General features: G+C 52.4%; 27 protein-coding genes. 17 read left to right on the plus strand and 10 right to left on the minus strand.

Going from position 1 to position 24,122, the window contains the following annotated elements; translation table 11 throughout:
• The first annotated feature begins 147 nt into the window (after window positions 1-147).
• A complete protein-coding gene (gene rpmE / locus OCL06_RS07915; RefSeq protein ID WP_262993236.1) occupies window positions 148-360 on the plus strand; it encodes a 50S ribosomal protein L31 in 213 nt (70 codons plus the stop codon).
• A 305-nt stretch (window positions 361-665) separates the two neighbouring features.
• Complete coding sequence (locus OCL06_RS07920; RefSeq protein WP_262993237.1) at window positions 666-1,907, plus strand: malic enzyme-like NAD(P)-binding protein; 1,242 nt, start codon at window positions 666-668, stop codon at window positions 1,905-1,907.
• Between the two features lie 41 nt (window positions 1,908-1,948).
• On the opposite strand, the gene metJ is transcribed toward OCL06_RS07920, so the two are convergent.
• Window positions 1,949-2,278: a met regulon transcriptional regulator MetJ gene (gene metJ, locus OCL06_RS07925; RefSeq protein ID WP_262993238.1), complete on the minus strand. Its 330-nt coding sequence runs from the start codon at window positions 2,276-2,278 to the stop codon at window positions 1,949-1,951.
• A 144-nt stretch (window positions 2,279-2,422) separates the two neighbouring features.
• Here metJ and metF point away from each other — a divergent pair, with 144 nt between their 5' ends.
• Both metF and OCL06_RS07935 read left to right on the plus strand, forming a co-directional pair.
• The gene (gene metF, locus OCL06_RS07930; protein WP_262993239.1) at window positions 2,423-3,304 is read left to right on the plus strand and encodes a methylenetetrahydrofolate reductase; all 882 of its coding nucleotides are present in this window, start codon (window positions 2,423-2,425) and stop codon (window positions 3,302-3,304) included.
• A gap of 312 nt (window positions 3,305-3,616) precedes the next feature.
• The gene (locus OCL06_RS07935) at window positions 3,617-4,486 is read left to right on the plus strand and encodes a virulence factor BrkB family protein (RefSeq protein ID WP_262993856.1); all 870 of its coding nucleotides are present in this window, start codon (window positions 3,617-3,619) and stop codon (window positions 4,484-4,486) included.
• A 46-nt stretch (window positions 4,487-4,532) separates the two neighbouring features.
• Here the strand turns inward: OCL06_RS07935 and OCL06_RS07940 are convergent, their stop codons facing one another.
• Both OCL06_RS07940 and OCL06_RS07945 read right to left on the minus strand, forming a co-directional pair.
• On the minus strand, window positions 4,533-5,183 hold the full coding sequence (locus OCL06_RS07940) for a DUF2959 domain-containing protein (RefSeq protein WP_262993240.1): 651 nt from the start codon (window positions 5,181-5,183) through the stop codon (window positions 4,533-4,535).
• Window positions 5,180-5,422, minus strand: coding sequence for a hypothetical protein (locus tag OCL06_RS07945; protein WP_262993241.1), 243 nt, complete (start codon window positions 5,420-5,422; stop codon window positions 5,180-5,182). The genes OCL06_RS07940 and OCL06_RS07945 overlap by 4 nt, the downstream gene beginning before the upstream one ends.
• 86 nt (window positions 5,423-5,508) lie before the next feature.
• Here OCL06_RS07945 and pip point away from each other — a divergent pair, with 86 nt between their 5' ends.
• From pip to purT, 4 genes are all read left to right on the plus strand, one after another.
• Window positions 5,509-6,486, plus strand: a complete 978-nt coding sequence (pip, locus tag OCL06_RS07950; RefSeq protein ID WP_262993242.1) for a prolyl aminopeptidase — start codon at window positions 5,509-5,511, stop codon at window positions 6,484-6,486.
• Window positions 6,483-6,920, plus strand: a complete 438-nt coding sequence (gene dtd / locus OCL06_RS07955) for a D-aminoacyl-tRNA deacylase (protein WP_262993244.1) — start codon at window positions 6,483-6,485, stop codon at window positions 6,918-6,920. Before pip ends, dtd begins: the two co-directional genes overlap by 4 nt.
• Window positions 6,921-7,009: 89 nt before the next feature.
• Entirely contained in the window at window positions 7,010-7,924 is a 915-nt protein-coding gene (locus OCL06_RS07960) for a bifunctional GNAT family N-acetyltransferase/hotdog fold thioesterase (RefSeq protein ID WP_262993246.1), read from the plus strand.
• Window positions 7,921-9,120: a formate-dependent phosphoribosylglycinamide formyltransferase gene (gene purT, locus OCL06_RS07965; protein WP_262993248.1), complete on the plus strand. Its 1,200-nt coding sequence runs from the start codon at window positions 7,921-7,923 to the stop codon at window positions 9,118-9,120. The genes OCL06_RS07960 and purT overlap by 4 nt, the downstream gene beginning before the upstream one ends.
• 65 nt (window positions 9,121-9,185) lie before the next feature.
• Here purT and rpoH read toward each other — a convergent pair whose 3' ends face one another.
• Window positions 9,186-10,040, minus strand: coding sequence for an RNA polymerase sigma factor RpoH (rpoH, locus tag OCL06_RS07970; RefSeq protein ID WP_262993249.1), 855 nt, complete (start codon window positions 10,038-10,040; stop codon window positions 9,186-9,188).
• A gap of 355 nt (window positions 10,041-10,395) precedes the next feature.
• Between rpoH and OCL06_RS07975 the strand changes: the two genes are divergently transcribed.
• Both OCL06_RS07975 and OCL06_RS07980 read left to right on the plus strand, forming a co-directional pair.
• Window positions 10,396-11,622, plus strand: coding sequence for an EAL and HDOD domain-containing protein (locus tag OCL06_RS07975; RefSeq protein WP_262993251.1), 1,227 nt, complete (start codon window positions 10,396-10,398; stop codon window positions 11,620-11,622).
• A gap of 184 nt (window positions 11,623-11,806) precedes the next feature.
• Window positions 11,807-13,048 (plus strand): EAL and HDOD domain-containing protein, encoded by a 1,242-nt coding sequence (locus OCL06_RS07980; protein ID WP_262993252.1) that lies wholly within the window; start codon window positions 11,807-11,809, stop codon window positions 13,046-13,048.
• A 10-nt stretch (window positions 13,049-13,058) separates the two neighbouring features.
• On the opposite strand, the gene ftsX is transcribed toward OCL06_RS07980, so the two are convergent.
• From ftsX to ftsY, 3 genes are read right to left on the minus strand one after another with little or no spacing between them, the layout of a single operon-like run.
• On the minus strand, window positions 13,059-14,039 hold the full coding sequence (gene ftsX / locus OCL06_RS07985) for a permease-like cell division protein FtsX (protein ID WP_262993253.1): 981 nt from the start codon (window positions 14,037-14,039) through the stop codon (window positions 13,059-13,061).
• Complete coding sequence (ftsE, locus tag OCL06_RS07990; RefSeq protein ID WP_262993255.1) at window positions 14,036-14,725, minus strand: cell division ATP-binding protein FtsE; 690 nt, start codon at window positions 14,723-14,725, stop codon at window positions 14,036-14,038. Before ftsE ends, ftsX begins: the two co-directional genes overlap by 4 nt.
• 42 nt (window positions 14,726-14,767) lie before the next feature.
• Window positions 14,768-16,183 carry a signal recognition particle-docking protein FtsY gene (gene ftsY, locus OCL06_RS07995; protein ID WP_262993256.1) on the minus strand — a complete coding sequence of 472 codons (1,416 nt, stop codon included), beginning with the start codon at window positions 16,181-16,183 and terminating at the stop codon, window positions 14,768-14,770.
• A 66-nt stretch (window positions 16,184-16,249) separates the two neighbouring features.
• Between ftsY and rsmD the strand changes: the two genes are divergently transcribed.
• Complete coding sequence (rsmD, locus tag OCL06_RS08000; protein ID WP_262993257.1) at window positions 16,250-16,861, plus strand: 16S rRNA (guanine(966)-N(2))-methyltransferase RsmD; 612 nt, start codon at window positions 16,250-16,252, stop codon at window positions 16,859-16,861.
• Between the two features lie 12 nt (window positions 16,862-16,873).
• Here the strand turns inward: rsmD and OCL06_RS08005 are convergent, their stop codons facing one another.
• Both OCL06_RS08005 and OCL06_RS08010 read right to left on the minus strand, forming a co-directional pair.
• On the minus strand, window positions 16,874-17,458 hold the full coding sequence (locus OCL06_RS08005; protein ID WP_262993857.1) for a YjaG family protein: 585 nt from the start codon (window positions 17,456-17,458) through the stop codon (window positions 16,874-16,876).
• Window positions 17,458-18,060, minus strand: a complete 603-nt coding sequence (locus tag OCL06_RS08010; RefSeq protein WP_262993258.1) for a YhgN family NAAT transporter — start codon at window positions 18,058-18,060, stop codon at window positions 17,458-17,460. The genes OCL06_RS08005 and OCL06_RS08010 overlap by 1 nt, the downstream gene beginning before the upstream one ends.
• Before the next feature lie 204 nt (window positions 18,061-18,264).
• On the opposite strand from OCL06_RS08010, the gene OCL06_RS08015 reads away from it, so the two are divergent.
• A complete protein-coding gene (locus tag OCL06_RS08015) occupies window positions 18,265-18,447 on the plus strand; it encodes a helix-turn-helix domain-containing protein (RefSeq protein WP_262993259.1) in 183 nt (60 codons plus the stop codon).
• 32 nt (window positions 18,448-18,479) lie between these two features.
• Here OCL06_RS08015 and pepB read toward each other — a convergent pair whose 3' ends face one another.
• Window positions 18,480-19,763 carry an aminopeptidase PepB gene (pepB, locus tag OCL06_RS08020; RefSeq protein ID WP_262993261.1) on the minus strand — a complete coding sequence of 428 codons (1,284 nt, stop codon included), beginning with the start codon at window positions 19,761-19,763 and terminating at the stop codon, window positions 18,480-18,482.
• Between the two features lie 70 nt (window positions 19,764-19,833).
• On the opposite strand from pepB, the gene sfsA reads away from it, so the two are divergent.
• From sfsA to folK, 5 genes are all read left to right on the plus strand, one after another.
• Window positions 19,834-20,535 carry a DNA/RNA nuclease SfsA gene (gene sfsA / locus OCL06_RS08025; RefSeq protein ID WP_262993262.1) on the plus strand — a complete coding sequence of 234 codons (702 nt, stop codon included), beginning with the start codon at window positions 19,834-19,836 and terminating at the stop codon, window positions 20,533-20,535.
• A 215-nt stretch (window positions 20,536-20,750) separates the two neighbouring features.
• Complete coding sequence (gene dksA, locus OCL06_RS08030) at window positions 20,751-21,200, plus strand: RNA polymerase-binding protein DksA (RefSeq protein WP_262993263.1); 450 nt, start codon at window positions 20,751-20,753, stop codon at window positions 21,198-21,200.
• Between the two features lie 83 nt (window positions 21,201-21,283).
• The gene (gene gluQRS / locus OCL06_RS08035; protein ID WP_308446002.1) at window positions 21,284-22,198 is read left to right on the plus strand and encodes a tRNA glutamyl-Q(34) synthetase GluQRS; all 915 of its coding nucleotides are present in this window, start codon (window positions 21,284-21,286) and stop codon (window positions 22,196-22,198) included.
• A gap of 102 nt (window positions 22,199-22,300) precedes the next feature.
• Window positions 22,301-23,626: a polynucleotide adenylyltransferase PcnB gene (gene pcnB, locus OCL06_RS08040; RefSeq protein ID WP_308446008.1), complete on the plus strand. Its 1,326-nt coding sequence runs from the start codon at window positions 22,301-22,303 to the stop codon at window positions 23,624-23,626.
• On the plus strand, window positions 23,619-24,116 hold the full coding sequence (gene folK, locus OCL06_RS08045; RefSeq protein WP_262993265.1) for a 2-amino-4-hydroxy-6-hydroxymethyldihydropteridine diphosphokinase: 498 nt from the start codon (window positions 23,619-23,621) through the stop codon (window positions 24,114-24,116). The genes pcnB and folK overlap by 8 nt, the downstream gene beginning before the upstream one ends.
• Window positions 24,117-24,122 lie beyond the last annotated feature (6 nt).

Raw genomic sequence — 24,122 nt, forward strand, 5'->3', positions numbered from 1 at the left:
ACACAAACCGCTTGATCCCGGCGGCAAGTTACATTAATATGCGCCGCTCTTTACGGCAAGGCCATGCTGCCTTGCACTAATTATTAGTTGCGTATGGTGTTCAGCTTCGGGCTGGATAGCGATACGGCCTTATGACTGAGGTAACCCATGAAACAAGGTATTCACCCCGATTACGCGGAAATTACTGCAAACTGCTCTTGCGGTAACACCATTAAAGTTCGTTCTACACTGGGTAAAGACGTGAACCTGGATGTTTGTTCAGCTTGTCACCCTTTCTATACTGGTAAGCAACGTAACGTTGACACCGGTGGCCGTGTAGACCGCTTTAAGAAACGCTTCGGTGCTCTGGGCAAAAAGTAAGTCCGGCTTCCGAATCCAAAAAGCGCCGCATGGCGCTTTTTTTGTGCCTGCAATTCCTGACCGAACAAAGCTTACTCCCCCATCATCCTGCGCTATGCTGACTATTTCCTGTGCACTCTGGAGGTACCGGTCAGTTGTCGTTAAATTAACTATGCACAACCTGATCAGATATGTACTGCATTAAGGGCTGTGATAAAGTTGCGCGAAAAAGCAACGACAAAAGCGTTATGCTTAGGTCAACAGCCCTTTGACAACAACATCGTCAAGTCTAACCTCAAACCCTACACTGAAGGACACTTGCAATAATGTCAGATTTTAGACAACGCGCCCTCGACTACCACGAAAAGCCCACTCCCGGGAAAATTCGCGTAGAACTGTCCAAGCCGGCCGAAGGCGTGGATGACCTGGCCCTGGCGTATAGCCCTGGCGTCGCCGAACCTGTGCGCGAAATTGCCAACGACCCGGATGCCGCTTACCGGTATACCGCGAAAGGAAATATGGTGGCGGTTATCAGCAACGGCACTGCTATTCTGGGACTGGGGAACCTGGGGCCGCTCGCCTCCAAGCCCGTCATGGAAGGCAAGGCACTACTGTTTAAGCGCTTTGCAGGTTTGGACGCCATCGACATCGAAGTTAAGCACCGTACCACCGAAGAGTTTATTAATACCGTCGCCAATATCGCAGATACCTTTGGTGGTATTAATCTGGAAGACATCAAGGCCCCTGAGTGTTTCGAAATAGAGCAGGAGCTGATTAAACGCTGCCGTATTCCGGTATTCCATGACGATCAGCATGGTACTGCTATTGTCACCGCAGCCGGCATGCTCAACGCGTTGGAAATTCAGGGTAAAACCATCGAAGATGCGAAAATTGTGTGCATGGGCGCGGGTGCCGCGGCCGTTGCCTGCATGGAGCTATTAATAAAATGTGGCGCCCAGCGCGAAAAAATTTATATGCTGGACCGCAAAGGCGTGATCCACACCCGCCGCGACGACCTCACTGAGCACAAAGCCCTGTTTGCTAACAACACCGACAAGCGAACCCTGGACGATGTGATGGACGGGGCCGATATCTTCGTGGGCGTATCAGGACCCGATTTATTGCCACCGGAAACGTTACGGTTAATGGCCGACAATCCCATTGTGTTTGCCTGTTCCAACCCCGATCCGGAGATCAAACCGGAACTGGCCCATGACGTACGCAGCGACCTGATTATGGCCACCGGGCGTTCGGATTATCCGAACCAGGTGAACAATGTATTGTGTTTCCCGTTTATCTTCCGTGGGGCACTGGATGTTCGCGCAACAGCGATAAATGATGAAATGAAGGTTGCGGCTGTGGAAGCCATTCGGGAAATTTCCAAAGAACCGGTTCCGGATGAAGTACTTAAAGCCAGCAAAAGCGAATCACTGACATTTGGTAAGCACTACATCATCCCCAAACCGATGGATCCCCGTTTGTGTAGCCGCATCGCCAAAGCTGTGGCGCAGGCAGCGCTGGACTCAGGGGTAGCGCGACTGGACACGCTCCCTGCCAGTTACAAATAATACCAGCCTCAGGCGGGGGTAGTTATCCGCCGCCTGCGGCCCTACATTTCCTGTTCTTCTTCCTGCTCTTGCGGGTCCATACCCATGGCTTCAATAATTTTCCGTGCCTCTTCGGGGATGCGATTCGGATTGTCTTTACGCAGGTCGTCATCGTTAGGCAACGGCTGCCCCGTGAAAGCGTGTAAAAAAGCTTCACACAATAACTCAGAGTTAGTGGCGTGACGTAAATTGTTAATTTGCCGACGGGTACGTTCGTCAGTTAATACCTTCAGTACATTGATAGGGATAGAAACAGTGACCTTTTTCACTTGCTCACTTTTCTTACCATGTTCTGCGTAGGGATGAATATACTTTCCGTTCCAATCTGCCATTAGAATTCTCAGACTACTTTTTTATGTTATGAACAGAAATTCTAAACAATGTACAGAAAAGGTCAATTGAGCAGTGTAAACCTCTTGACGTCTAGACATATATCACATAGTTTGGACGTCTAAACGTCTACAAGGGTTGCTACTATGGTTTCATACGCACAGGGCATCGATGCACTGAACCAATCGCTTTCTGAACTTCGCGATATTGATGTGTCATTTGAGTTTTTTCCGCCTAAGTCTGAGCAGATGGAAAAAACACTGTGGAAGTCGGTAGAGCGACTGGCTCCCCTCAAGCCCAGCTATATGTCGGTGACATATGGCGCCAACAGCGGCGAACGTGATCGCACCCATGATGTAGTAAAACGTATCCATCAGCAAACTGGTGTGTCTGCGGCTCCGCACCTGACCTGTGTGGATGCGTCAAAAGAAGAACTGAGACAGATAGCCCAGGATTACTGGAATTCCGGGATCCGCCGCATCGTCGCGCTGCGGGGCGACTTGCCTCCCGGCGTGGATAAAACGGAAATGTATGCCTCAGACCTGGTGGCGCTGTTGAAAGACGTTGCCGACTTCGATGTATCGGTAGCGGCCTACCCTGAAAAGCACCCCGAAGCACCCAATGCTCAATTCGATCTGCTTAATTTGAAGCGCAAGGCAGAAGCAGGGGCCAGTGAGGCTATTACACAGTTTTTCTTTGATACCAGCCTGTTCCTGCGTTTTCGCGATCGCGCCGCCGCAGCCGGTATCGATCTGGATATCGTGCCGGGGATCCTGCCCGTCACTAATTACCAGACCCTGGTCAAGTTTGCCGGATTCACCAATGTTCATGTGCCGGGCTGGTTACATAAAATGTACGACGGACTGGATACGGATGACCAGACCACCCGTAACCTGATTGGTGCCAACATTGCCATGGAGCAGGTAAAAGTACTGGCCAAAGAAGGCGTAAAGCACTTTCATTTCTATACTTTGAACCGCAGTGAACTGAGCTACGCAATTTGCCATATGCTGGGACTGCGCGCTTAAGTCTCCGGGCAGGTACCCCGAGGTTTAGCCCAACCTAGCGGCAGACAACCAGTAAACTTCTCTCTATTGTCTGCCCGCTTTCCTCGCAGCCAGGCCAGCTTCCACTGCGCCCCAGTGATGAAATTCGCGTACCCAACCCTCCCAGTTTTGCGCATAGCCGGCCAGTCAATTACGGCTGGCGCTATCGCCCGCCAGTCAGAAAAACAGTCAGACGAAATCGGAAAACGCGTTGCTGATTAGCAACATGGGGTATACCATCAAGCTGGTATGGAACAGAAAAACTGACGGGAGTGAAGGGTGAGTACAAACCGACTGGTGGCAGCCTGGAAGCAGGCGCAACCGCATGTAGGCAATTTTGGGAAGATTTTTGTTGCGCGCTGCCAGCAGGACAACATTACCATTTCCGCCGGCCACCTGGCTTATGTCACCCTCCTGTCGCTGGTCCCGTTTATCATGGTGACCTTCACCATCATGTCGGCCTTTCCCGCGTTTGCATCAGTACGGGGCAAGCTCGAATATTTTATCTTTAATAATTTTGTACCCACTGCCAGTGACGTCGTGCACGAATATATGACGCAGTTTGTGGGCAATGCCAAGGAAATGGGCGCCATCGGTATTTTATCCCTGCTGGTAGTGGCGCTGTTGCTGATCTCCAATATCGATAAAACCCTGAACCGTATCTGGCGTACCCAGAGTGATCGACCGCTGGTTTATACCTTTGCGATTTACTGGATGGTCATCACGCTCACACCCCTGTTAATAGGCTCCAGTGTGGTGGTCAGCTCCTATCTGGTAGGCATTGCCAACTTTGCCGAAGAATATACGCCCGGCTTAGGCACGTTTTTACTGAGTATGGTACCCACCGTCGCCACCATGCTGGCGTTCGTGATCCTTTATATGGTGGTACCCAACCGCCGGGTAAACGGCTATCACGCCCTCGCCGGTGCCTTTCTGGCCACACTGGCGTTTGAAGGTACGAAGAAAGGTTTTGCCCTGTATGTCACTAACTTCCCGTCTTACGAGCTGATATACGGTGCCCTGGCCGTGGTGCCCATCTTATTTCTGTGGGTGTATTTGTCGTGGGTGGTGGTCTTGTTGGGTGCGGAATTTACCTGTTCTCTGGCAGATACGTTTGAAGACAAGCGGGCGCAGGATGCCCCGCGTAAAGTTCCTCAGGAATAGCAGCCAGGCGGGGACGTTGCCGACGGCGACGCCGTCGGCAGACAATTTAACTTTTTAATGAGTCGATAAAGGCATCCGATTCAGCAATTGCCGCATTCATTTCGCGGATAAGTTGTTGAATGTCACCTTCAATTTCACTGAATTCGCCTTGTAGCGCACCAATGGCACTGGCATTGAGGTTGTGCTTCAGGTACAGCACATTATCCTGAAACGCCCGCAGGATAGGTTCCATACGGCCTTCAGCCTTACGCATGGCCGTGATCATGGTTTCATAACGCCGCCGGGTATCCCGCAGTTTGTTTTCACTGTCGCGACGCAGCGACGCATTCTGGTATTTCTCCAGCTCATTTTCCCACTCATCAAACAGCGCTTCTGCCACACTTTCCACTTTGTCGATGCGGGCATTCACATTTTGGGCAGCCGCTTTACTGTCTTCGAACTCATCGTTAAGCCGGTTGTAAATCTCTTCCAGTTCGCCGCCATCAAAATTAATCAGCGCACTGAACTCTTCGAGGGCCGAGCTGAATTGCTCCTGAGCATCTTCCTGTGAATCTTTGGCATTCTCAACACGGTCTACCAGAATATCCCGTTTTTCGACGCCTACCTTTTCCCAGGCAGCGTAATAAGCTGACTGACAGCCACTGAGACTCACCGCTGACACAGACAGCAAGCAAAATAGAAGGGGGGTAAATTTCATAACGATTCCCTGCCGCGAAAACGTGCGGCACTAATAATTGACCAGATGTGAAGAATTACGCCTAATGGCCAGAAAACGATCGCCAGCACCACGGTAGCGGCCAGCGCATAACTGACACCCACCGTAACAAAGAAGAACAACGCACCTAGAATACGCCCCTGTACGAGGTGCCCTAAGCCCGGGATAAAAAAGTTACAGATTGCAGCAATAACGTTGCCACCGGATCCCTGTCCAGACATATTAACTTCCTCGCATTTAGACTCAGAATATGATTCATTATGTAAACTAAACTAAAAAACTCAGTCACACAACGTACTGAAATAAAATGAAACGACTTTATCCTGACATTGGATGTTCTGATGATGGTTACCTGGAAACCGGTGATGGTCATACACTGTATTATGAGGTAAGCGGCAACCCGGACGGCATCCCGGTATTGTATCTGCACGGTGGTCCGGGGGCCGGACTGTCACCAAACTACAAACGTTTTTTTGATGCTAACCGCTACCGGATTATTGGCTTCGAACAGCGCGGCTGTGGTCGTTCAAAACCCTTTGGTAACCTTGAAAACAATACTACCGCCCATAGCCTGGCCGACATACAGCGGCTGCGACGGCACCTGAATATCGACCAATGGGTGGTATTCGGCGGCTCCTGGGGGGCGACGCTGGCGTTGTTAGCGGCGATAGACCAGCCGGAGACTGTGCAGGCGCTTATCCTGCGCGGCGTGTTTCTGGGTCGTCAGCAGGACCGGGACTGGTTTCTTTGCCCTGACGGGGGCGGCGCGCAATTTTTCCCGGAGTATTACGAACAGTTTGTCAGCCGGGTGCCTCCTCCCGTCACCACGGAAGCCATCTGTGCGCACTATCAGCAGGAGTTTGCAGGCAACAGTGATGTCAGCCGGCTCGCCGCCCTGAAACGCTGGTATGTATGGGAAGAACGGTTGTCGCGGGTAAATTTACCACCGGGCACCGGCGATATTACCGCCCACTACCCGATCCCGCTGATGACCAGTCTGGCAAAACTCGAATGCCACTACCTCGCTAACCACTGTTTTATTGCCGAAAATTTCATTCTTGATAACCTGCACCGCATCGCCCATATTCCGGGCACCATCGTCCACGGGCGTTACGATATGATCTGTAAATCTGATGCAGCCTATCAGCTGCACAAATCATGGGAATGCAGCGACCTGCTGATTGTCCCCGAAGCGGGACACAGCACGTCCGAACCGGGTATTGCCTATGCGTTGTGCCGCGCCACCCGGGACATGTCACGATTTATACGGGAACAGAAGAAATGATTGGATTGGTACAGCGGGTATCGCAGGCAGCCGTGGCTGTTGAAGGTGAACAAATTGCGCACATCGGTAAGGGCATGCTGGTATTGCTGGGTGTGGAGCGGGAAGATGGCCAGCCGCAGATTGACAAACTGGCGAAGAAAATCAGCCAATACCGTATGTTCAGTGATGACGCTGGCAAGATGAACCTGAATGTTCAGCAGATAGAAGGCAAGGTGCTGGTAGTCTCCCAGTTTACGCTGGTGGCTGACACCCAAAAAGGCAACCGTCCCGGCTTTTCCCGGGGCGCCACCCCCGCCCATGGTGAGCAATGTTATTACGATTTTATTGCAGCGCTTAAAAACCTGGGGGTGCCGGTGGAAACCGGCAGGTTTGGCGCGGATATGCAGGTTTCGCTGGTCAATGATGGCCCGGTGACCTTTCAGTTCCAGATCTAACTCACCGCAGTCATTCAAGAATTTCCCTTGTGGGGCGACGCGCCTTGCGTTTAAATGGAGATTGATTCACTAACACAGAGCGCCTTGTTGTGTTCAAAGTTGTTACCCCAAAAACCGAGCAGGAATTCGACGCCTATTTCCACTTTCGCTGGGAGTATCTGCGTCAGCCATGGAATTTCCCGCCTGGTTCAGAAAAAGATGAATATGAGCAGGTGGCTGAGCATCGCATGATTGTCGATGGTCAAAACCAGGTGGTGGCCTGTGGCCGGGTGCACATGAATACCGCCGAAGAAGCACAGATTCGCCATATCGCCGTGCACGCTGATCACCAGCGTAAAGGCCTCGGTCAGATGATGCTAGATGCGCTGGAAAACGTGGCCCGTGAACAGGGTGCAATCCGGGCGGTAACCAACAGCCGCGAAGGGTCTATTCCATTTTTCACCGGCTGCGGGTTTGTGGTAGAACGGGAAGCGCCCAACGAACTGGGTCTGCTGAAGCGTCAGCAGATGGTAAAGAAGCTGGCCATAACGGACGCCCTGGTACTACACCCCAAGTGGTGTCAGCAGCTGCAGCAGACCTGGTCCGATACTATCCCCATCACCGAACATATGGGAATAAAACTGCATCAGTACACTGGCCGGACGCTGGAAACCCGGGCCTCACTGAATAAAAACATTAATGTGCACGGCACCATGTTTGCGGGCAGTATTTTTTCACTGGCTACCCTCACCGGATGGGGGATGTTATATCTGCAACTGAAAGAGCGGCAACTCGACGGTGACATTGTGCTGGGCGATGGTGACATCCACTACCACAAACCCATCACCATGAAACCGCGCGCGGTGTGCAACATTGAAAGCTTATCCGGCAAGTATGCCCTGCTGGAAAAGCGCAAGAAATCCCGCTTTACTATCCACGTTGAAATTCTCGATGACGACAAGCCCGTGGCGGAGTTTAAAGGCGTGTATTACGTACTGCCACCCACCGCTAAGGAACCCACATGAGCACTCTCGGCACGCCGTTTACCAGTTCTGCCACCCGCATTTTATTGCTCGGCAGTGGTGAGCTGGGCAAAGAGTTCGCCATCGAATGTCAGCGACTGGGTTGTGAAGTAATCGCCTGTGACAATTATCCTCACGCCCCGGCTATGCAGGTGGCCGACCAGGCGAAAGTATTCTCTATGCTTGATGCAGCCGCGCTGCGTGCCGCCGTTGAAGAGGTGCAGCCTGACTTCATTGTGCCTGAGGTAGAAGCCATCGCCACTGACGTGCTGGTGGAGATGGAACAGAAAGGGTTTTGTGTGGTGCCCAGTGCAGAAGCTACCCGGCTCACCATGAACCGTGAAGGTATTCGTACGCTGGCCGCCGAAGTACTGAACCTGCCCACCTCTGATTATCGCTTTGCCAACGACTACAGCAGCTTCTGTAATGCGGTAACCAGTGTGGGTTATCCCTGTTATGTAAAACCCATAATGAGCTCCTCCGGTAAGGGACAAAGCAAAGTCGATAACCCGGAACAACTGCGTGAAGCCTGGGAGTACGCCCAACACGGCGGCCGGGCCGGTGCCGGCAAAGTCATTGTTGAGGCGCAGGTAACATACGACTATGAAATTACGTTGCTGACCACCCGCACCCGGGAAGGCACGGTGTTTTGCGCGCCTATCGGACATGTTCAGCAAGACGGCGACTATCAGCATTCCTGGCAACCTCAGCCTATGTCGCAACCTGCCATGGATGAGGCGCAACGCATAGCGGCCACTGTCACCGAGGCACTAGGCGGCTACGGTCTGTTTGGCGTCGAGTTATTTGTCAGTGGCGATAAAGTGATCTTCAGTGAAGTGTCCCCCCGTCCCCATGACACAGGGATGGTCACCCTGATTTCTCAGAACCTCTCAGAGTTTGCCTTGCACGCCAGGGCGATACTAGGGTTGCCGGTGCCCACCGTGACCTGCGAAAGTCCCAGTGCGTCGGCCGTCATTACCGCTCATGGCCACAGCCAGAATCTGAAATATCACGAGCTGGCAGCGGCATTGAGTCAGCCGCATACTGAGTTACGGTTGTTTGGCAAGCCAGCGGTGTCCGGCAGTCGCCGTATGGGAGTCGCACTGGCCAAAGCCATGACCATTGAACAGGCTATTGAGAAAGCCACCCGCGCCGCTGCGACGGTGCGCATCGAACTCGCCGATAACGACCCATCATAAACTAACCAGCCAGACACAAAAAAAGCGCCAACCGGCGCTTTTTTTCTATTCGTGACCCGAAACTATCAGGCGGTCATGGCTGCCTGCAGTTTTTTCATGGCATTTTTCTCTATCTGACGAACACGCTCTGCCGACACTTCATATTTATCAGCCAGGTCCTGCAACGTAATTTTCCGATCGGCCAGCCAGCGGGTTTCAATAATGTGCTGACTCCGTTCGTCCAGCGTTTTGATGGCTGAATACAAGCGCTTCGAGGCGTTTGAATCCCAGTCGGAATTAATCACGTCCATTTCGACGTCAGTGGTTTTATCTTCCAGAAACTGGACCGGTGCGAAGTTGCTGTTGTCATCATCATCAGCGCCTAAATCGAAGGCCTGATCCTGACTACTCATCCGCGCTTCCATTTGCAGCACTTCTTTTGTGCTTACGCCCAGCTCATCCGCCACTTTCTGTACTTCATCATGGGTAAACCAGCCCAGACGCTTCTTTGCTTTGCGTAAATTGAAAAACAGTTTACGCTGAGCTTTGGTGGTGGCCACCTTCACAATTCGCCAGTTTTTCAGTACGAACTCATGGATTTCAGCTTTTATCCAGTGCACAGCAAAAGATACCAGACGTACACCCACAGCCGGGTCGAAGCGTTTTACCGCTTTCATCAGGCCGATGTTACCTTCCTGAATCAGATCCGCTTGTGGCAATCCGTAACCTGAATATGACTTGGCAATATGCACAACAAAGCGCAGATGGGACATTACCAGCTTGCGCGCGGCTTCCAGGTCTTCATCTTCACGTAATCGAATAGCCAGTTCACGCTCTTCATCAGCGCTCAGCATATCAATGCTGCTCACAGCCTGAATGTAGCCTTCAATGCTACCGCTGTGAGGCACCGACAGGGCCAAAGATTGCATGTTATTGCTCATATTCACCTCTTTAATTAAGCGCACCATTTTACCAAATAGCCAGCGCGCTTGCGAGTCCTTTTCATTTTACAGACCTTACTCGCAAACAGTCTATATAGCGACGAAAATCTTCAGATCAAGACTGCCCTGAATTGAAAAAGTTCATTTTAATCGAAAACAATACGTGCAAATATAGGACGAAGATTATACTAAATCAGTAATTAATCGTGGCGTCGACAATTTTGTTAATAAATACGCCGACTACGTGCCATAATGTGACGAGTCACGGGATAATAGCCTGTCAGAGTATCGCCCAGGACGCTGCGTAAGACGGTATCCTGAAACATATAATAATAAGCTTGTTACAGAGGATGTAATGTTCGCATACGTTGCCCGACAGCCCATTTTCGACATCAATCGCAAGGTGCACGCCTATGAGATCCTGTTTCGTGATGGCGAGCAAAACTGCTTCCCGGACATCGCGCCCGATGAAGCGACCTCAAAAATCCTGACCTCTACTCATCTGAGCCTGGGGATTGAGGAAATCACCAATAACAAGCCGGCCTTCATTAATTTCCACCGCGACACCCTGATGTTTCGCTTCCCCACTTCCCTCGACCCGTCTGCGGTAGTCATTGAAATCGTCGAAACGGTGGACGTAGACGACAAACTGGTGGCGGCCTGCCAGCAAATCAGCGAAATGGGCTATAAGCTGGCGCTGGACGATTATGACACCAGCGGCAAATGGGATCCTTTTCTGCCCTATGTCAGTGTGATTAAAATAGACATCACCACCGTCGATCACGCCACTATCCGGGACGTGGTACCGCTGCTTCAAAAGCAAAATATTAAGCTAGTCGCAGAGCGCATCGAAACCTACGAGGAATTTAACACCTTCAAAGACATGGGCTTCGATTACTTTCAGGGGTACTTTTTTGCGCGGCCGGAAATTGTCCGTCATCGCAAGCTGGGTGCCAGCAAACTGGCCATGCTGGAACTTATTGCGGCCAGTTCGTCTGAAAAACTCGATTTTGCGAAACTCAGCGCCATCATTGAACGGGACCCGTCGCTTACCTACTTGTTACTGCGCTTTATTAACAACCCACTGTTTAACAAGCGCCATCAAATCAGTTCACTGAAACACGCACTTAATTACATGGGCGAAGTGGAAGTGAAAAAATTTGTGGCCTTGCTGGCGCTGGCGAATCTCAGTGACGGTCAGCCCAGTGAGTTGATGCAGATGTCGCTGTTGCGTGCCAAATTCTGTGAACTGGTTTCTCTCGAACTACATTTAGAAGAGAACCCCCCTACCGGCTTTCTCACCGGCCTGTTGTCGATGATGGACGCCATGATGGAACAGGACATGGAAGGGCTGATGCAAAAAGTGCCAGTGGCCGATGAAGTAAAAGATGCGCTGTGCGGCCGCCAGAACCTGTTGTTCGATTGTCTGGCCGTAGTCCAGCATATCGAGCACGGCAACTGGGCGGGTATAAAGCGGTTTTCAGCTAAACACCAGTTAAAGCAGACGCTGGTTCATCACTTTTATAACGAAGCAATAAAGTGGGCCAGAGCCATGCATAGCAGTGTAAATTCAGATGGCTGATACGTTCGTCGGCACCGGCAACGACCGTTAAGTTGCCAGGGAGAGTGATCTCCTGTGAACGTTACCGACTACAATTTTACTGTGCGGTAAAGGTAACTGCCTGCCGCAGGCATGGCTGTGACCATTACGCGCCCATTGCCAAAAACAATAATAACTTTAACCTGTGAAGGATAACCCAGGCCCCATGTTCGCTTTTATTGCCCGTCAACCGATTCTGGACCGTGACAAAGATGTGTTTGCCTACGAACTGCTGTTTCGTGACGGCAATAACGGGACGTTTCCTGACATCGACAGCGACAAAGCTAAATATATCGCCAGTCAGTTTCATACCCTGGGACTGGATGATATCAGTGGCGAGAAGAAATCATTTATCAGCTTTAACGCAGATACGCTGATATCCCGCTTTCCGACAACGCTCAATCCGGAAACCGTGGTGGTTGAGCTGGATGAAAACCCTTGTCTGCAAAAAGGCTTGCTGGACGCCTGTCAGCATATCAAACAGCTGGGCTTCAAGCTGGCTATCGATGATCCGCTGATGATGAGTGGCCAGCACGAAATCTTCCCGCTTATTGATATTCTTAAAGTGGATGTCACCAAAGCCCGCTTTGACGTTATTGAAAAGAACATTCCCCGCTTTCTTGACTCAGAAATCAAGTTGGTTGCCGAGCAGGTCGAAAACCACAGTGACTTTACCACCTGTCGGGACCTGGGCTTCGACTTTTTCCAGGGCTACTTCTTTGCCACCCCGGAAGCCCGCATTCAGAGGCAGTTGCCAGCTTCGAAAATGAATCTGGTAGAGCTGATGGGGGAGAGCTCAAGCAGTCACTTTGATTTAGCCCGCATCAGTCAGATTGTGGAGCGTGACGCAGCGCTGAGCTTTTTATTACTGAAATTCATTAATAACCCCACCATCAACAAGCGCTACCAAATCACGTCGTTGAAACACGCGCTGGCCTACATGGGTGAGGTGGAAATTAAGAAGTTTATTGCGCTGTTATCATTGGCCAGTCTGGGTGACGATAAGCCGCTGGAGCTTATCCACATGTCGCTGGTCAGAGCCAAGTTTTATGATTTACTGGCACAGGAACGGGGACTTAAAAACGACCCACCAATTGGCTTTTTAATTGGCTTGTTTTCGTTACTCGATGCGCTGCTCGACCAGTCGATGCCTGATGTACTCAAGCAGTTACCGCTCAGCGAAGACGTCAATACCGCCTTATTAGGCAAGTCCGCCGAGTTTAACCATTACCACACGTTGGTCAGAGCCTTTGAAAGTGCGTTATGGCTGAATGTCATCAAGCAGTCACGGGCGCTGAACATTGACCAGAAACAACTACACGGGCTGTATAATCAGGCCATTTCATGGGCAAACGGCGTACGCAATACGATCTCGTCGTATTTCCCCCGCCCGGTGATCAAGAGCTAAGTAAACAGGGTTACCTTGGCTCTATCTCCCGGACATGCCGTTGCACCGAGATCATAGAGCCCACCAGTCCCAGTAACACCGACAGCCCGAGCATGCCGAACAGCGCCCCGCCGGTCAGGCCGGTAATCGTAAAGTCTTTCTGGTAGAGGGCCGCAAAAGCCTGAATGCTACTGTCCATCCACCACAAAATCAGTATCACAGCTACCCAGGCAATTAAGCCCCCCAGCAAACCATACCAAAACCCCGTGTACAGGAAGGGCCGGTGAATAAAGGCATCGGTGGCACCCACCAGCTTCATCACCAGAATTTCATCCCGCTTATTGGAGATGTTCAGCCGGATGGTATTGCCAATGATCAGCACCACGGCCACAAATAGCAGTAAGCCAATCAGGGTGACCAGGTCACGCACAATATCCAGCAGCGCGTAGAGGCGTTCCAGCCACTCAATATCCAGTTTGCCGATATCCACTTCCCGCTGCTGCTTGAGTTTATCCAGCAGTAATTGTGCTGCCTGAGGCGTAGCGTGCTTGTCGGTAGGAGTCACCAGCACCACATCCGGCAACGGATTACTTTCCAGATAAGCAATGGCATCGCCTAAACCGGATAAGTGCTGAAACTCTTGTAACGCCTCGTCGGCCGGAATGAAGGTCAGGTTATCGACTTCGGGCCAGGTAGACAGTCGGGTAAGTAATTGCTGGGCACCGGCGGCGGAGGTGTTTTGCTTGAGAAATAAGGAGATCTCAGACGCCTGCTCCCAACCCGCACTGATTTTCTCAGTGTTCTTTACCATGATATACAGCGTGCTTGGTAAGGTGATACTCAGCCCGAGCACACCGATAGTCATAATGGAGGCCGCCGGCTGACGCCATAACTCACCGAGACTGCCCAGCGCCTGTCTGACATGACTGATAAAAAATGCAAGTACCGACTGCACCAGCCCCACTCTGGCGTCACTCGCGCCATGGGAACGGCCCTTAAAAAGCAGACTCATGACCACGCCTCCCCGTCAGCTTCCGATAAACCGTCTGTTATCATCTGGCCCTGACGCAGGGTGAGCGTGCGGTATTTCATCCGCGCGATCAGTCCCAGGTCATGGGTCGCGATGAACACCGACACGCCGGCCTGATTGAAGTCTTCAAACAGACGAATGATTTCCATTGATAATTTGGGATCCAGGTTACCGGTAGGTTCATCGGCCAGTAACAGCGGCGGCTTGTTCACCACCGCGCGGGCAATGCCCACTCGTTGCTGCTCGCCGCCGGACAGCATAATTGGCAAGTTACGGGCTTTATCCCGTAAGCCCACCATTTCCAGTGCCGCATGTACCCGTTTGGTGGTCTCTTTGTGGGTATAGCCTTCAATAACCAGTGGCAGTGCCACGTTATCAAACACGGTTTTATCCATCAGCAACTGATGGCTTTGAAATATCATGCCGATGTCACGGCGGATATAAGCAATCTGACGACGGGAAATCTTATTAAGATCATGACCATTAATCAGCACCCGGCCCACCGTCGGGCGTTCCATAATACTGATTAATTTCAGCAACGTACTCTTACCGGCGCCGGAATGTCCGGTCAGAAAGGCCATCTCCCCGGGCTGGATATGAAAATTAACCTTACTGAGCGCGCGCTGGCCCCCGGGATACGTTTTGCTTACCTGCTCGAATTTGATCATATCCTGGTCCTGCTGTGATCACCGGGGCGACGTGAGTTATTATTATTGGTCTTTATCGGACTCGCTGAACAAGGCATCAATGAACTGCGCGCTATCAAATGTACGCAAATCGTCAATGCTCTCCCCTACCCCTATGTAGCGAATAGGAATGCCGAATTTGTCGGCAATGGAAAAGATTACCCCACCTTTTGCGGTACCGTCCAATTTAGTTAGCGTGATACCCGTCAGACCTACCGCTTCGTTAAACAGCTTCGCCTGACTGACCGCATTCTGGCCGGTGCCCGCATCCAGGGTCAGCATTACTTCATGGGGGGCATTCGGGTTAACTTTCTTCATCACCCGAACCACTTTTTTCAGCTCTTCCATCAGGTTATTTTTATTTTGCAGCCGTCCGGCCGTATCGGCAATTAACACGTCCATTTTCCGAGACTTGGCGGCTTCCAGTGCATCATAAAGCACCGACGCACTATCTGAACCGGTAGGCTGGGCGATAACCGGAATACTGTTACGCTCGCCCCAAACCTGAAGCTGCTCTACGGCTGCGGCACGGAAGGTATCCCCCGCCGCCAGCATGACCCGTTTACCGTCCTGCTGGAACTGCTTAGCCAGCTTCCCGATAGTGGTGGTTTTACCGACGCCATTGACGCCCACCATCAGAATGACAAATGGTCCTTCCTGACTATCGTGTTCGTTCATCACATCAGGCAGCGGCTGATCTACCTGTTGCAGCATTTCACCCATTTGCCCTTTCAGGATTTCCACCAGCGCTTCGGCGTCTTTTAACTGCTTACGGTGAGCACTGTCGGTGAGCTGGCGGATAATTTTCTGGGTAGTGTCCATCCCCACATCGGCTACCAGCAGCTGAGTTTCCAAATCCTCGTACAGCTCATCATCAATGGCTTTACCCTTAAACAGACTGACAAAACCACTGCCAAGGTTAGCTTTAGTCCGCGACAGGCTGGCTTTAAGGCGCCCGAACAGAGACGGCTTCTTATTTTCAGTCGGGGGTTGCTCAGCAGGTTCAGCAGCCGGGACCACTTCTTCTTCCGGCGCTGGCGCGACTGGTTCTGCCGTTACCTCTGCGTCTGCAGGCGTGACCGATTCAGTGCGGGTAACTGCTGGCGTCTCAGCCGGCGCAGGGACCTCGTCTTCCTCCACCACACTGCCCTGAGCCACCGCTGGCGTGTCCGCCGGTTCCGCGGGGGCCACGGTGACGTCAGACTCTGTAGCCTGGTCGTCTTCCCGGGTAGGTGTTGCTGTTTGCGGCTCAGACTCGCGGGTCGCCTCATCAGCGTGCGTCTCTTCGACAGGCTCCTGAGATGCGGGAATATCCCGCGCTTGTTGCAAGTCTTCCGGCAGCGACTCTGCCTGCTCCGTCGTAGATTGAGCAGGTTGTTCGTCTTTGGTAGATTTATCGGTGTGCTTGTTCTTGCTGAACCAGCCAAAAAGTTTCGACATTGTGAGGACAAATCCTTATAAAAACAGAGCAAATTCGGCTAAACTGGCCGGCTATTGTAAGCAGCCATGATAGCATTGTCAGCCATTATGAAGCGAGTTTCTCAGTCATCCCGAAAGGCCTCGTCAAAAGTGGGCCAAATACGTATTATTGCCGGCCAGTGGCGGGGGCGTAAGTTACCTGTTGCCGATGTGCAGGGTCTTCGTCCCACCACCGACAGAAACAAGGAAACCCTGTTTAACTGGCTTATGCATGATCTGCATGATGCACGCTGCCTGGACGTATTCGCAGGTAGCGGGAGTCTGGGCCTGGAAGCGCTGTCACGGTACGCCGCATTTTGCCAGTTCTTTGAGCAGGACCGCCGGGCTGCGACCACACTCACCAACAATTTGCAGACGCTTAACGCCGAGGGCAGTGTTCTGCAGGGCGATGCACTGGCCTATTTACAGCAAAAACCGGCTTCGCCGTTCAATATAGTGTTTGTAGACCCGCCCTTCGGGCAGCAACTGATTAATCCGGCGTTACAGGCTCTGTGCGACAAGGAGTGGGTGACAGCCGGCAGTCTGGTGTATGTGGAACACGAGCCCGATGCGCCGGCAGTCAGTTTCCCGGTGCCGGTGAACTGCCGTAAAACCAAGCGCCTGAATCAGCTTCACTACCACCTCTTTGAAATCAGCTGAGGCACTGCGGGTTTAGGCGCTGAGGTCTATGCCAATGTTTGAAATGCCTTCGTCTAACGCCAGCGTGCGCAGCTCAGCCGCGGTTGCCGCCGGCTTACTGCCACTTTCCACGCACTCCAGCAGCGCATGCTGTGTCGCTATTTCAAATTGCATCAGCGGGTGGTCCCTGACGGTATCATCTGTGGCTTCGCCGCTGGCAAGCAAATACGCCTCCACACTGCCCTGAGATAGCTTGCTTACCACTACGGCACCCTGTAAGTCATCCTGCCTGACCAGATTGATGGTAGCCGCCAGTGCAATGGCAGCATCAATGGCGGGATAAACACCAAAGTTATCGTAATCGCTGGTATCCGGAGTCAGGGCTTCCACTTTTTCCAGCTGCACCGCAAAGTTAATTTTGCTGCGGGGCGCGCACACCGATTCCCAGATGAGGTCCAGACTGTTACGACAGGTCTTGCCGTCATCATATTCCGTCAGCTCACAAAAAAGCTGGTAATTCGGCAGCATGCGTTCCAGCAGCGCTGCGCTGAATGCGACCGCACGCCATCCTTCTAAGGCGCGCACCCGGGCAAAGGTGGTTAATTTTTGTTGTGCCATCATAGCGCTCCGGCAGTATGTGTGAAGTAATTAGCGACACCATCCAGAAACATCTGAATAGCAATCATGACCAGGATCATACCCATCAGGCGTTCCATGGCAATCAGACCCCGCTCACCCAGCAACCGGTGAAAGCCACTTGAGAACATCAGGATCACTGCACTCACCAGCCAGGAAGCGCCTAGGGCAATCGACCAGTCCACCATGCGATCCGGGTTTTGGTTAGACATCAGGATCAGTGCCGCCAGGGTAGAGGGGCCGGCAATCATGGGAATAGCCAGGGGCACTAGGAAGGGCTCTTCGCCCACCGCCAGGCCACTGGGATTTCCGGACTGCGGAAAAATCATTTTCACAGCTATCAGAAACAGGATTATCCCGCCGGCAATACTCACCGTTTCCTGTTGTACATTAAGAAAGTCCAGCACAGCCTGCCCGCTAAACAGGAACAGGAACAGAATAGCCAGTGCAAATAAGAGTTCACGCACCAGGATAAACCGTCGGCGTTTGGGTTCGATACTTTTCAGCACGGACATAAACACGGGCAAATTACCCAGCGGATCCATGATTAAAAACAACATGACGGCGGCGGACCATGTATCCATTGTAAGTACTCACTCCTGCTATTCTTATTGTGGTGCTGATATTGTGTAAATCACATCTCGGACCCGCAGTAACGGTTCAGTAATTCGGACGCGTACGATTGGGCGACACTGGCGTCCGCCTTCGTATCGGGGCCTGCGAAAATGCTCGCAAATTGTCGCATTTACGCTTAAATTTTACTATCAACAATAATAAGGAAGCGCTAAATGAGCTTTATGACAGTGAAAGAAGTGGCCTCATTTTTAGACATTCAGGAAGTCAGAGTGGAGCGGCTGGAACGGGAAAGTTTACTTATTTCGAAAGAAAAGGATGTTGACGGCAAGCCTTTGTTCGATCGCACAGACGTTGAGAACTATAAAACCCTGGCGGAACGACTAGGCGGTTTGTAACGGGCAGCGCTACTGCGCTGCCCCGGTGTCACTTAGTGGTCCATGACCATGCGGGCAATACTCTTGACCCCCGCGGCTGAGGCACCCACCGGCATTTCAGCACTGCCATTGCCATGGTAAGCGGCTGCCAGGTCAAGATGAACCCAGCCGGTACCGTCCGGATTAACGAAGCGGGCCAGGAAGCCTGCGGCATTCGAGGCACCACCACCGCCGCCGCCTTTTTGCGGCCGGCTGTTAGCGGTATCGGCAAAGGCCGATGGGCAGCGATCCTTATGCCATTGCTCTAAGGGTAAAGGCCAGAACCGCTCACCTTCGGCTGCTGCTGAAGCCAGCATCTTATTACGCGCGTCCTCGTCCATGCTGAATACCGCATGGTAGTCAGAGCCCATGGCAACCACGGCCGCGCCGGTCAGGGTGGCGGCATCAATAATCAGCGGCGCACCGGTTTCAGTTGCCCGCATCAGGCCATCGGCCAGCACCAGACGACCCTCTGCATCAGTGTTTACCACCTCCACAGTCACACCATTTTTGTACGTCAGTACATCGCCTAGTTTGTAGGCGTGACCGGAAATCAGGTTTTCGGCGCAGCATAAAATCAGCTTAATGCGCTTATTCGTGCCTTTCATGATGGCCAGCCCCAGTGCTCCGGTCACCGTAGCCGCGCCGCCCATGTCACACTTCATATCCAGCATGCCTTCACTGCTTTTAATACTGTAGCCGCCGCTGTCAAAGGTAATGCCTTTGCCCACCAATACCGCATCTACCGGTGCGCTGTCACTGCCTGACGGGTTGTAGTCCACTTCCAGCATGACTGGCGGACGCACACTGCCGCGGCCCACATTATAAATGCCGATCCAACCGGCCTTCTGTAAATCTTCACCGACCGTCATCTCGATACTGACATGGTCACCACCCAACTCTTTTATCCAGTTACCGGCGCGGCGGGCAAGGTTTTCCGGCGACAGATCTTCCGGGGTGTCATTGACCAGCTGGCGGGTAAACAGCATGGCCGCGTAATCCCGCTCCAGGTCGGCTTTATCTTCGGTATCCGCCCAGTTAATGGCGGCCGGATTACGGGCACGGGTAAAGCTCATAGCAAACGCCCATTGCTGCTCTTTGGTCCAATCACCGCCCAGGGTAGCGGCCGGAATATTCAGGCTGTCCAGCTTCCGGGCTGCCTGTTGTATCACCCGCAGCGGATCACGGGTTTCAGCTAAATGAATGGTGGCGCCGGCTTTATCAAAAGTGAGGCGATTATTTTCGCCCCAGTAATCAGCCGCTTTTTCCTGTGTCAGGGTGACGGTAAATTCGGTCATAACAAATGCTTCCTCACTTGGTACACTAGCGCCCATTGGCTAGTTTTTTTGCTTATACGAATGGGTGAATATGCAGTTCAGCAGCCCGCTGCTTCGCGGCACTTTAATAAAACGCTACAAACGCTTTTTGGCCGACATTGTACTGGACGACGGGCGTACTATCACCGCGCACTGCCCTAACACCGGTGCGATGACAGGCTGTGCCGAGCCGGGGTTTACCGCCTGGGTCAGTCAGTCTGATAATCCTAAACGGAAACTCGGCTTCACCTGGGAACTGGCCCAGACTCCAGCGGGTCACTTTATCGGTATTAACACCCACAATGCCAATAAGTTGGTAGCGGAAGCACTAAATAACAAGGCCTTGCCGCAATTTAAACATATCAGCCGCTGGCGAGCGGAGGTTACTCCCCCTGGCGCAGAAAGCCGCTTTGACTTCGCGCTGGCAGAGGATGACACCACCCATTATATGGAAGTGAAATCGGTGACTCTGGCACGGCAGTCACAGGGCTATTTTCCTGATGCAGTGACGGCCCGGGGCGCGAAACATTGCCTGGAGCTCGCCCGACTGGCAAATACTGGTATCCCCACTACACTATTATTCTGTGTGCAGCACAGTGGAGTGAAAAGTGTGCAACCAGCCAGTGACATTGATCCAAAATACGCCGACGCACTATCCATTGCGGCGAACGCAGGTGTTCAGATACTGGCCGTGGCGTGTGAAATTAACGAACAAAAAGTCGTCATAAATCAATCACTCCCACTTATTTTGTAAAAAATAAGTTGATTTTTTTGCTGTTAACGCCATATTTGCGCCTTGTTTTGCCTTTGCGGTGCCCGTGGGGTACCAAAAATTGCGCGTGCCGTTGCCCAGTATTGGCGCGCATTAGAAAGGTTACTGAGACACCGCGTTGCCTGTCCGGGTCGATTCTGTTATAGATACCGGCTTAGCCAGACATGATGGGTGTCGTAGTGAAGGAGATGTGGCACATGCCAACAGGAAAAGAAGCGAAATCCCTGGGACTATTAGCGTTAGCCGGACTGGAGCCATACCAGCCTAAAGCTGACGAAGAGTATATGAATGAGCCGCAAACGGAACATTTCCGTTTGCTATTGAAAGCATGGCGTAATCAGCTTCGGGAAGAAGTCGATCGCACTGTGACGCACATGAAAGACGAAGCCGCGAACTTCCCTGACCCTGTAGACCGGGCTGCCCAGGAAGAAGAGTTTAGTCTTGAGTTGCGCACCCGCGACCGCGAGCGCAAGCTCATTAAAAAGATTGAAAAAACCCTGAAGCGTATTGAAGAAGATGATTTCGGGTTCTGCGATCAGTGCGGTATCGAAATTGGTATCCGTCGTCTGGAAGCACGTCCCACAGCCGATCTGTGCATTGACTGCAAAACCATGGCGGAAATCAAAGAAAAGCAAATGCAAGGCTAGCTCACCCGCCTTGTCTGTAAGCAAACCTGCCTGGTGTAACATCGCAGGTTTGCTTTTTGTTCCTGCCAAACCCGGCGTTTAGCATGTCTAACCTGCACTCTTATACCGGCAGATTTGCCCCTTCCCCTTCTGGTCCGCTTCACTTTGGTTCTTTACTTGCCGCCCTGGCGAGTTATCTGGATGCGCGCGCACATCATGGTCGCTGGCTGGTTAGGATAGAAGACATTGACGCGCCACGGTGCGTTCCCGGCGCTGCTGACGATATCCTGCGTACGCTCGACACCTATGGCTTGCACTGGCAGGGCGAAGTTATGTATCAGTCTGCCCAGCTGCCCCGTTATCAGGCGGCGGTGGACGAACTGCTCGCATCAGGCTTAGCCTACTATTGCACCTGTACCCGGAAGATGATCAAAGCCCTGGGCGGGGTTTACCCGGGCACCTGCCGTCATCGGCATCACCAGGGCGATGCACCATCGTCGATCCGCATTATGCTGACCGAGCCGGTGCAACAGTTTGACGACCGTATCCAGGGCACAACCCGGATCAATGCCCCACATGCGCTGGAAGACACTATTATAAAACGGCGTGACGGCCTGTTCGCGTACAATCTGGTGGTGGTGCTGGACGACCATGCTCAACAGGTAACACACATTGTACGTGGCTCAGACCTGCTTGACACCACGGCCACACACCTTAGTCTGGGGCGCCTGTTAGGGCATGCGCCGCCACGCTATGCGCATATTCCGGTGGCATCTGTGACGCCGGGGCGTAAACTGAGTAAACAAAACCATGCGGCGGCGTTGCCAAAAGACTCCGTGACAGGCACCCTGCTCAAAGCCATGCAGTTGCTGGGATTACCCATCGACAACCAGCTTTATTATGGCACCCGGGATGAGGTGTTGAGCTGGGCGATTACACACTGGGACACAAAATTGGTACCCAAAAACGGCGAAATTATTGTCGATAGTCACGAATCCACTTATCATAGCGAGCCTTAACCTATTCGGGGAGTAAACATCATCATTAATCGCGTGTTCAAATCGGTAAAAGGCGTGTTCAGCCGGGACAAATCGTCTGACCAGGAAATTCAGGGGGTAGTGATCCCACGTGCCGAACACGGTATTTCCCGTGACGATATCAGTGACAATGCCCTGAAGGTACTTTACCGACTGAACAAAGCGGGCTTCCAGGCATACCTTGTGGGCGGCTGCGTACGCGATCTGATGTTAGGTTTGCACCCCAAAGATTTTGATGTGGTCACCGACGCTACCCCAGAACAGATCAAAGGGCTATTCAGAAACTGTCGCCTGATTGGCCGCCGGTTCCGCCTGGCCCATATTGTCTTTGGTCGGGAAATTATTGAAGTCGCCACCTTCCGCGGCCACCATGCCGATGGCGGCAACGAAGATCCCGACGGCAACGATAAGAAAGCGCTGGGTAAGCAGGATGAACACGGTCAGCTGCTCCGCGACAACGTCTTCGGCAGCATCGAAGAAGATGCTGAGCGTCGCGACTTTACGTTTAATGCCATGTATTACAGCGTGGCAGATTTCGCGGTGACTGATTTCGCCAACGGCATAGATGCTATCCAGAAACGGGAAGTACGCCTGATTGGCGACCCCGAAACCCGCTACCGTGAAGATCCGGTACGGATGCTGCGCGCCGTCCGCTTTGCCGTCAAGCTGAATATGACCATCAGCAAGCCCACGGCCACACCTATTAAGTCGCTGGCACATCTGCTGGGCAACATTCCTGCGGCTCGTTTATTTGAAGAAACCCTCAAACTGTTTTTGTCTGGTCAGGGCGAAGCCACCTTTTTGATGTTGCGTGAATACGGTTTACTTACGCCTTTGTTTCCGCAACTTGAGTCGCTAATCCGTGATGAAAACAGCCGCGAAATGCAGTTCATCCGGGCGGTACTGCGCAACACAGATGACCGCATCAATAATGACCAACGGGTAACGCCCGCGTTCCTGTATGCCGCCCTGTTGTGGTACCCACTGGAAGAACAGAGTCAGAAACTGCAGGCCGAGTCCGGGCTTAATGCCCATGATGCGCTGAACATTGCCATGGGCGAAGTCATCAGCCGCCAAACCAAGCACATTATGATCCCGAAGCGTTTCTCCACCGTGATGCGCGATATCTGGATCCTGCAGCAACGGTTGCCTAAACGCTTTGGTCGTCGCGCCTTCCAGCTGCTCACCCATCCGAAATTCCGGGCAGGTTACGATTTTCTGGCCGTACGTGGGCAGATAGAGGGTGGCGAAGTGCTGGAGCTGGCCGACTGGTGGACCCAGTTCCAGCAGGCCGACAACGGTAAACAGAAACAGATGCTGAAAACCCTGCGCCAGCGCGAGGGCGGCGATAAACCTAAACCGCGCCGACGCCGTCGCAAGAGCCCTAACAAGCAAGCCGATCATGACTAAAGAGCACGCATATATCGGGCTGGGCAGCAATCAGGGCGAATCACAATCGTTAGTGCAAGACGCATTGAACGCAATAGGTGCGCTGGACGATACCCGTTTGCTGCAAACGTCTTCTTTGTACACCAGTTCGCCCATGGGTCCGCAGGATCAACCGGATTACCTCAATGCGGTATGCCTGATTGAGACTGCGCTGAGTCCCCACGCCTTACTAAAAGCGCTACAAAAAATAGAACAGCAACATGGCCGGGTGCGTAAAGCTGAACGATGGGGGCCACGTACTCTGGATTTAGATATATTACTGTATGGGGCACATACAGTGGATAGCGCGGATCTCACCATACCCCATTACGGCATGGCCGAGCGGGAGTTTGTAATGGTACCCTTGTTTGAAATTGCACCTACCATGGTTATGCCTGACGGCAAACCGATTGCACAGTGGGTAGCCAATTGCAGCCTGGACGGCCTGCGCCGTCAGCGCGCTTCCAATTAATGTCGA

It is taken from the genome of Alteromonas salexigens, assembly GCF_025628895.1.
Classification (GTDB): Bacteria; Pseudomonadota; Gammaproteobacteria; order Enterobacterales; family Alteromonadaceae; genus Alteromonas; species Alteromonas salexigens.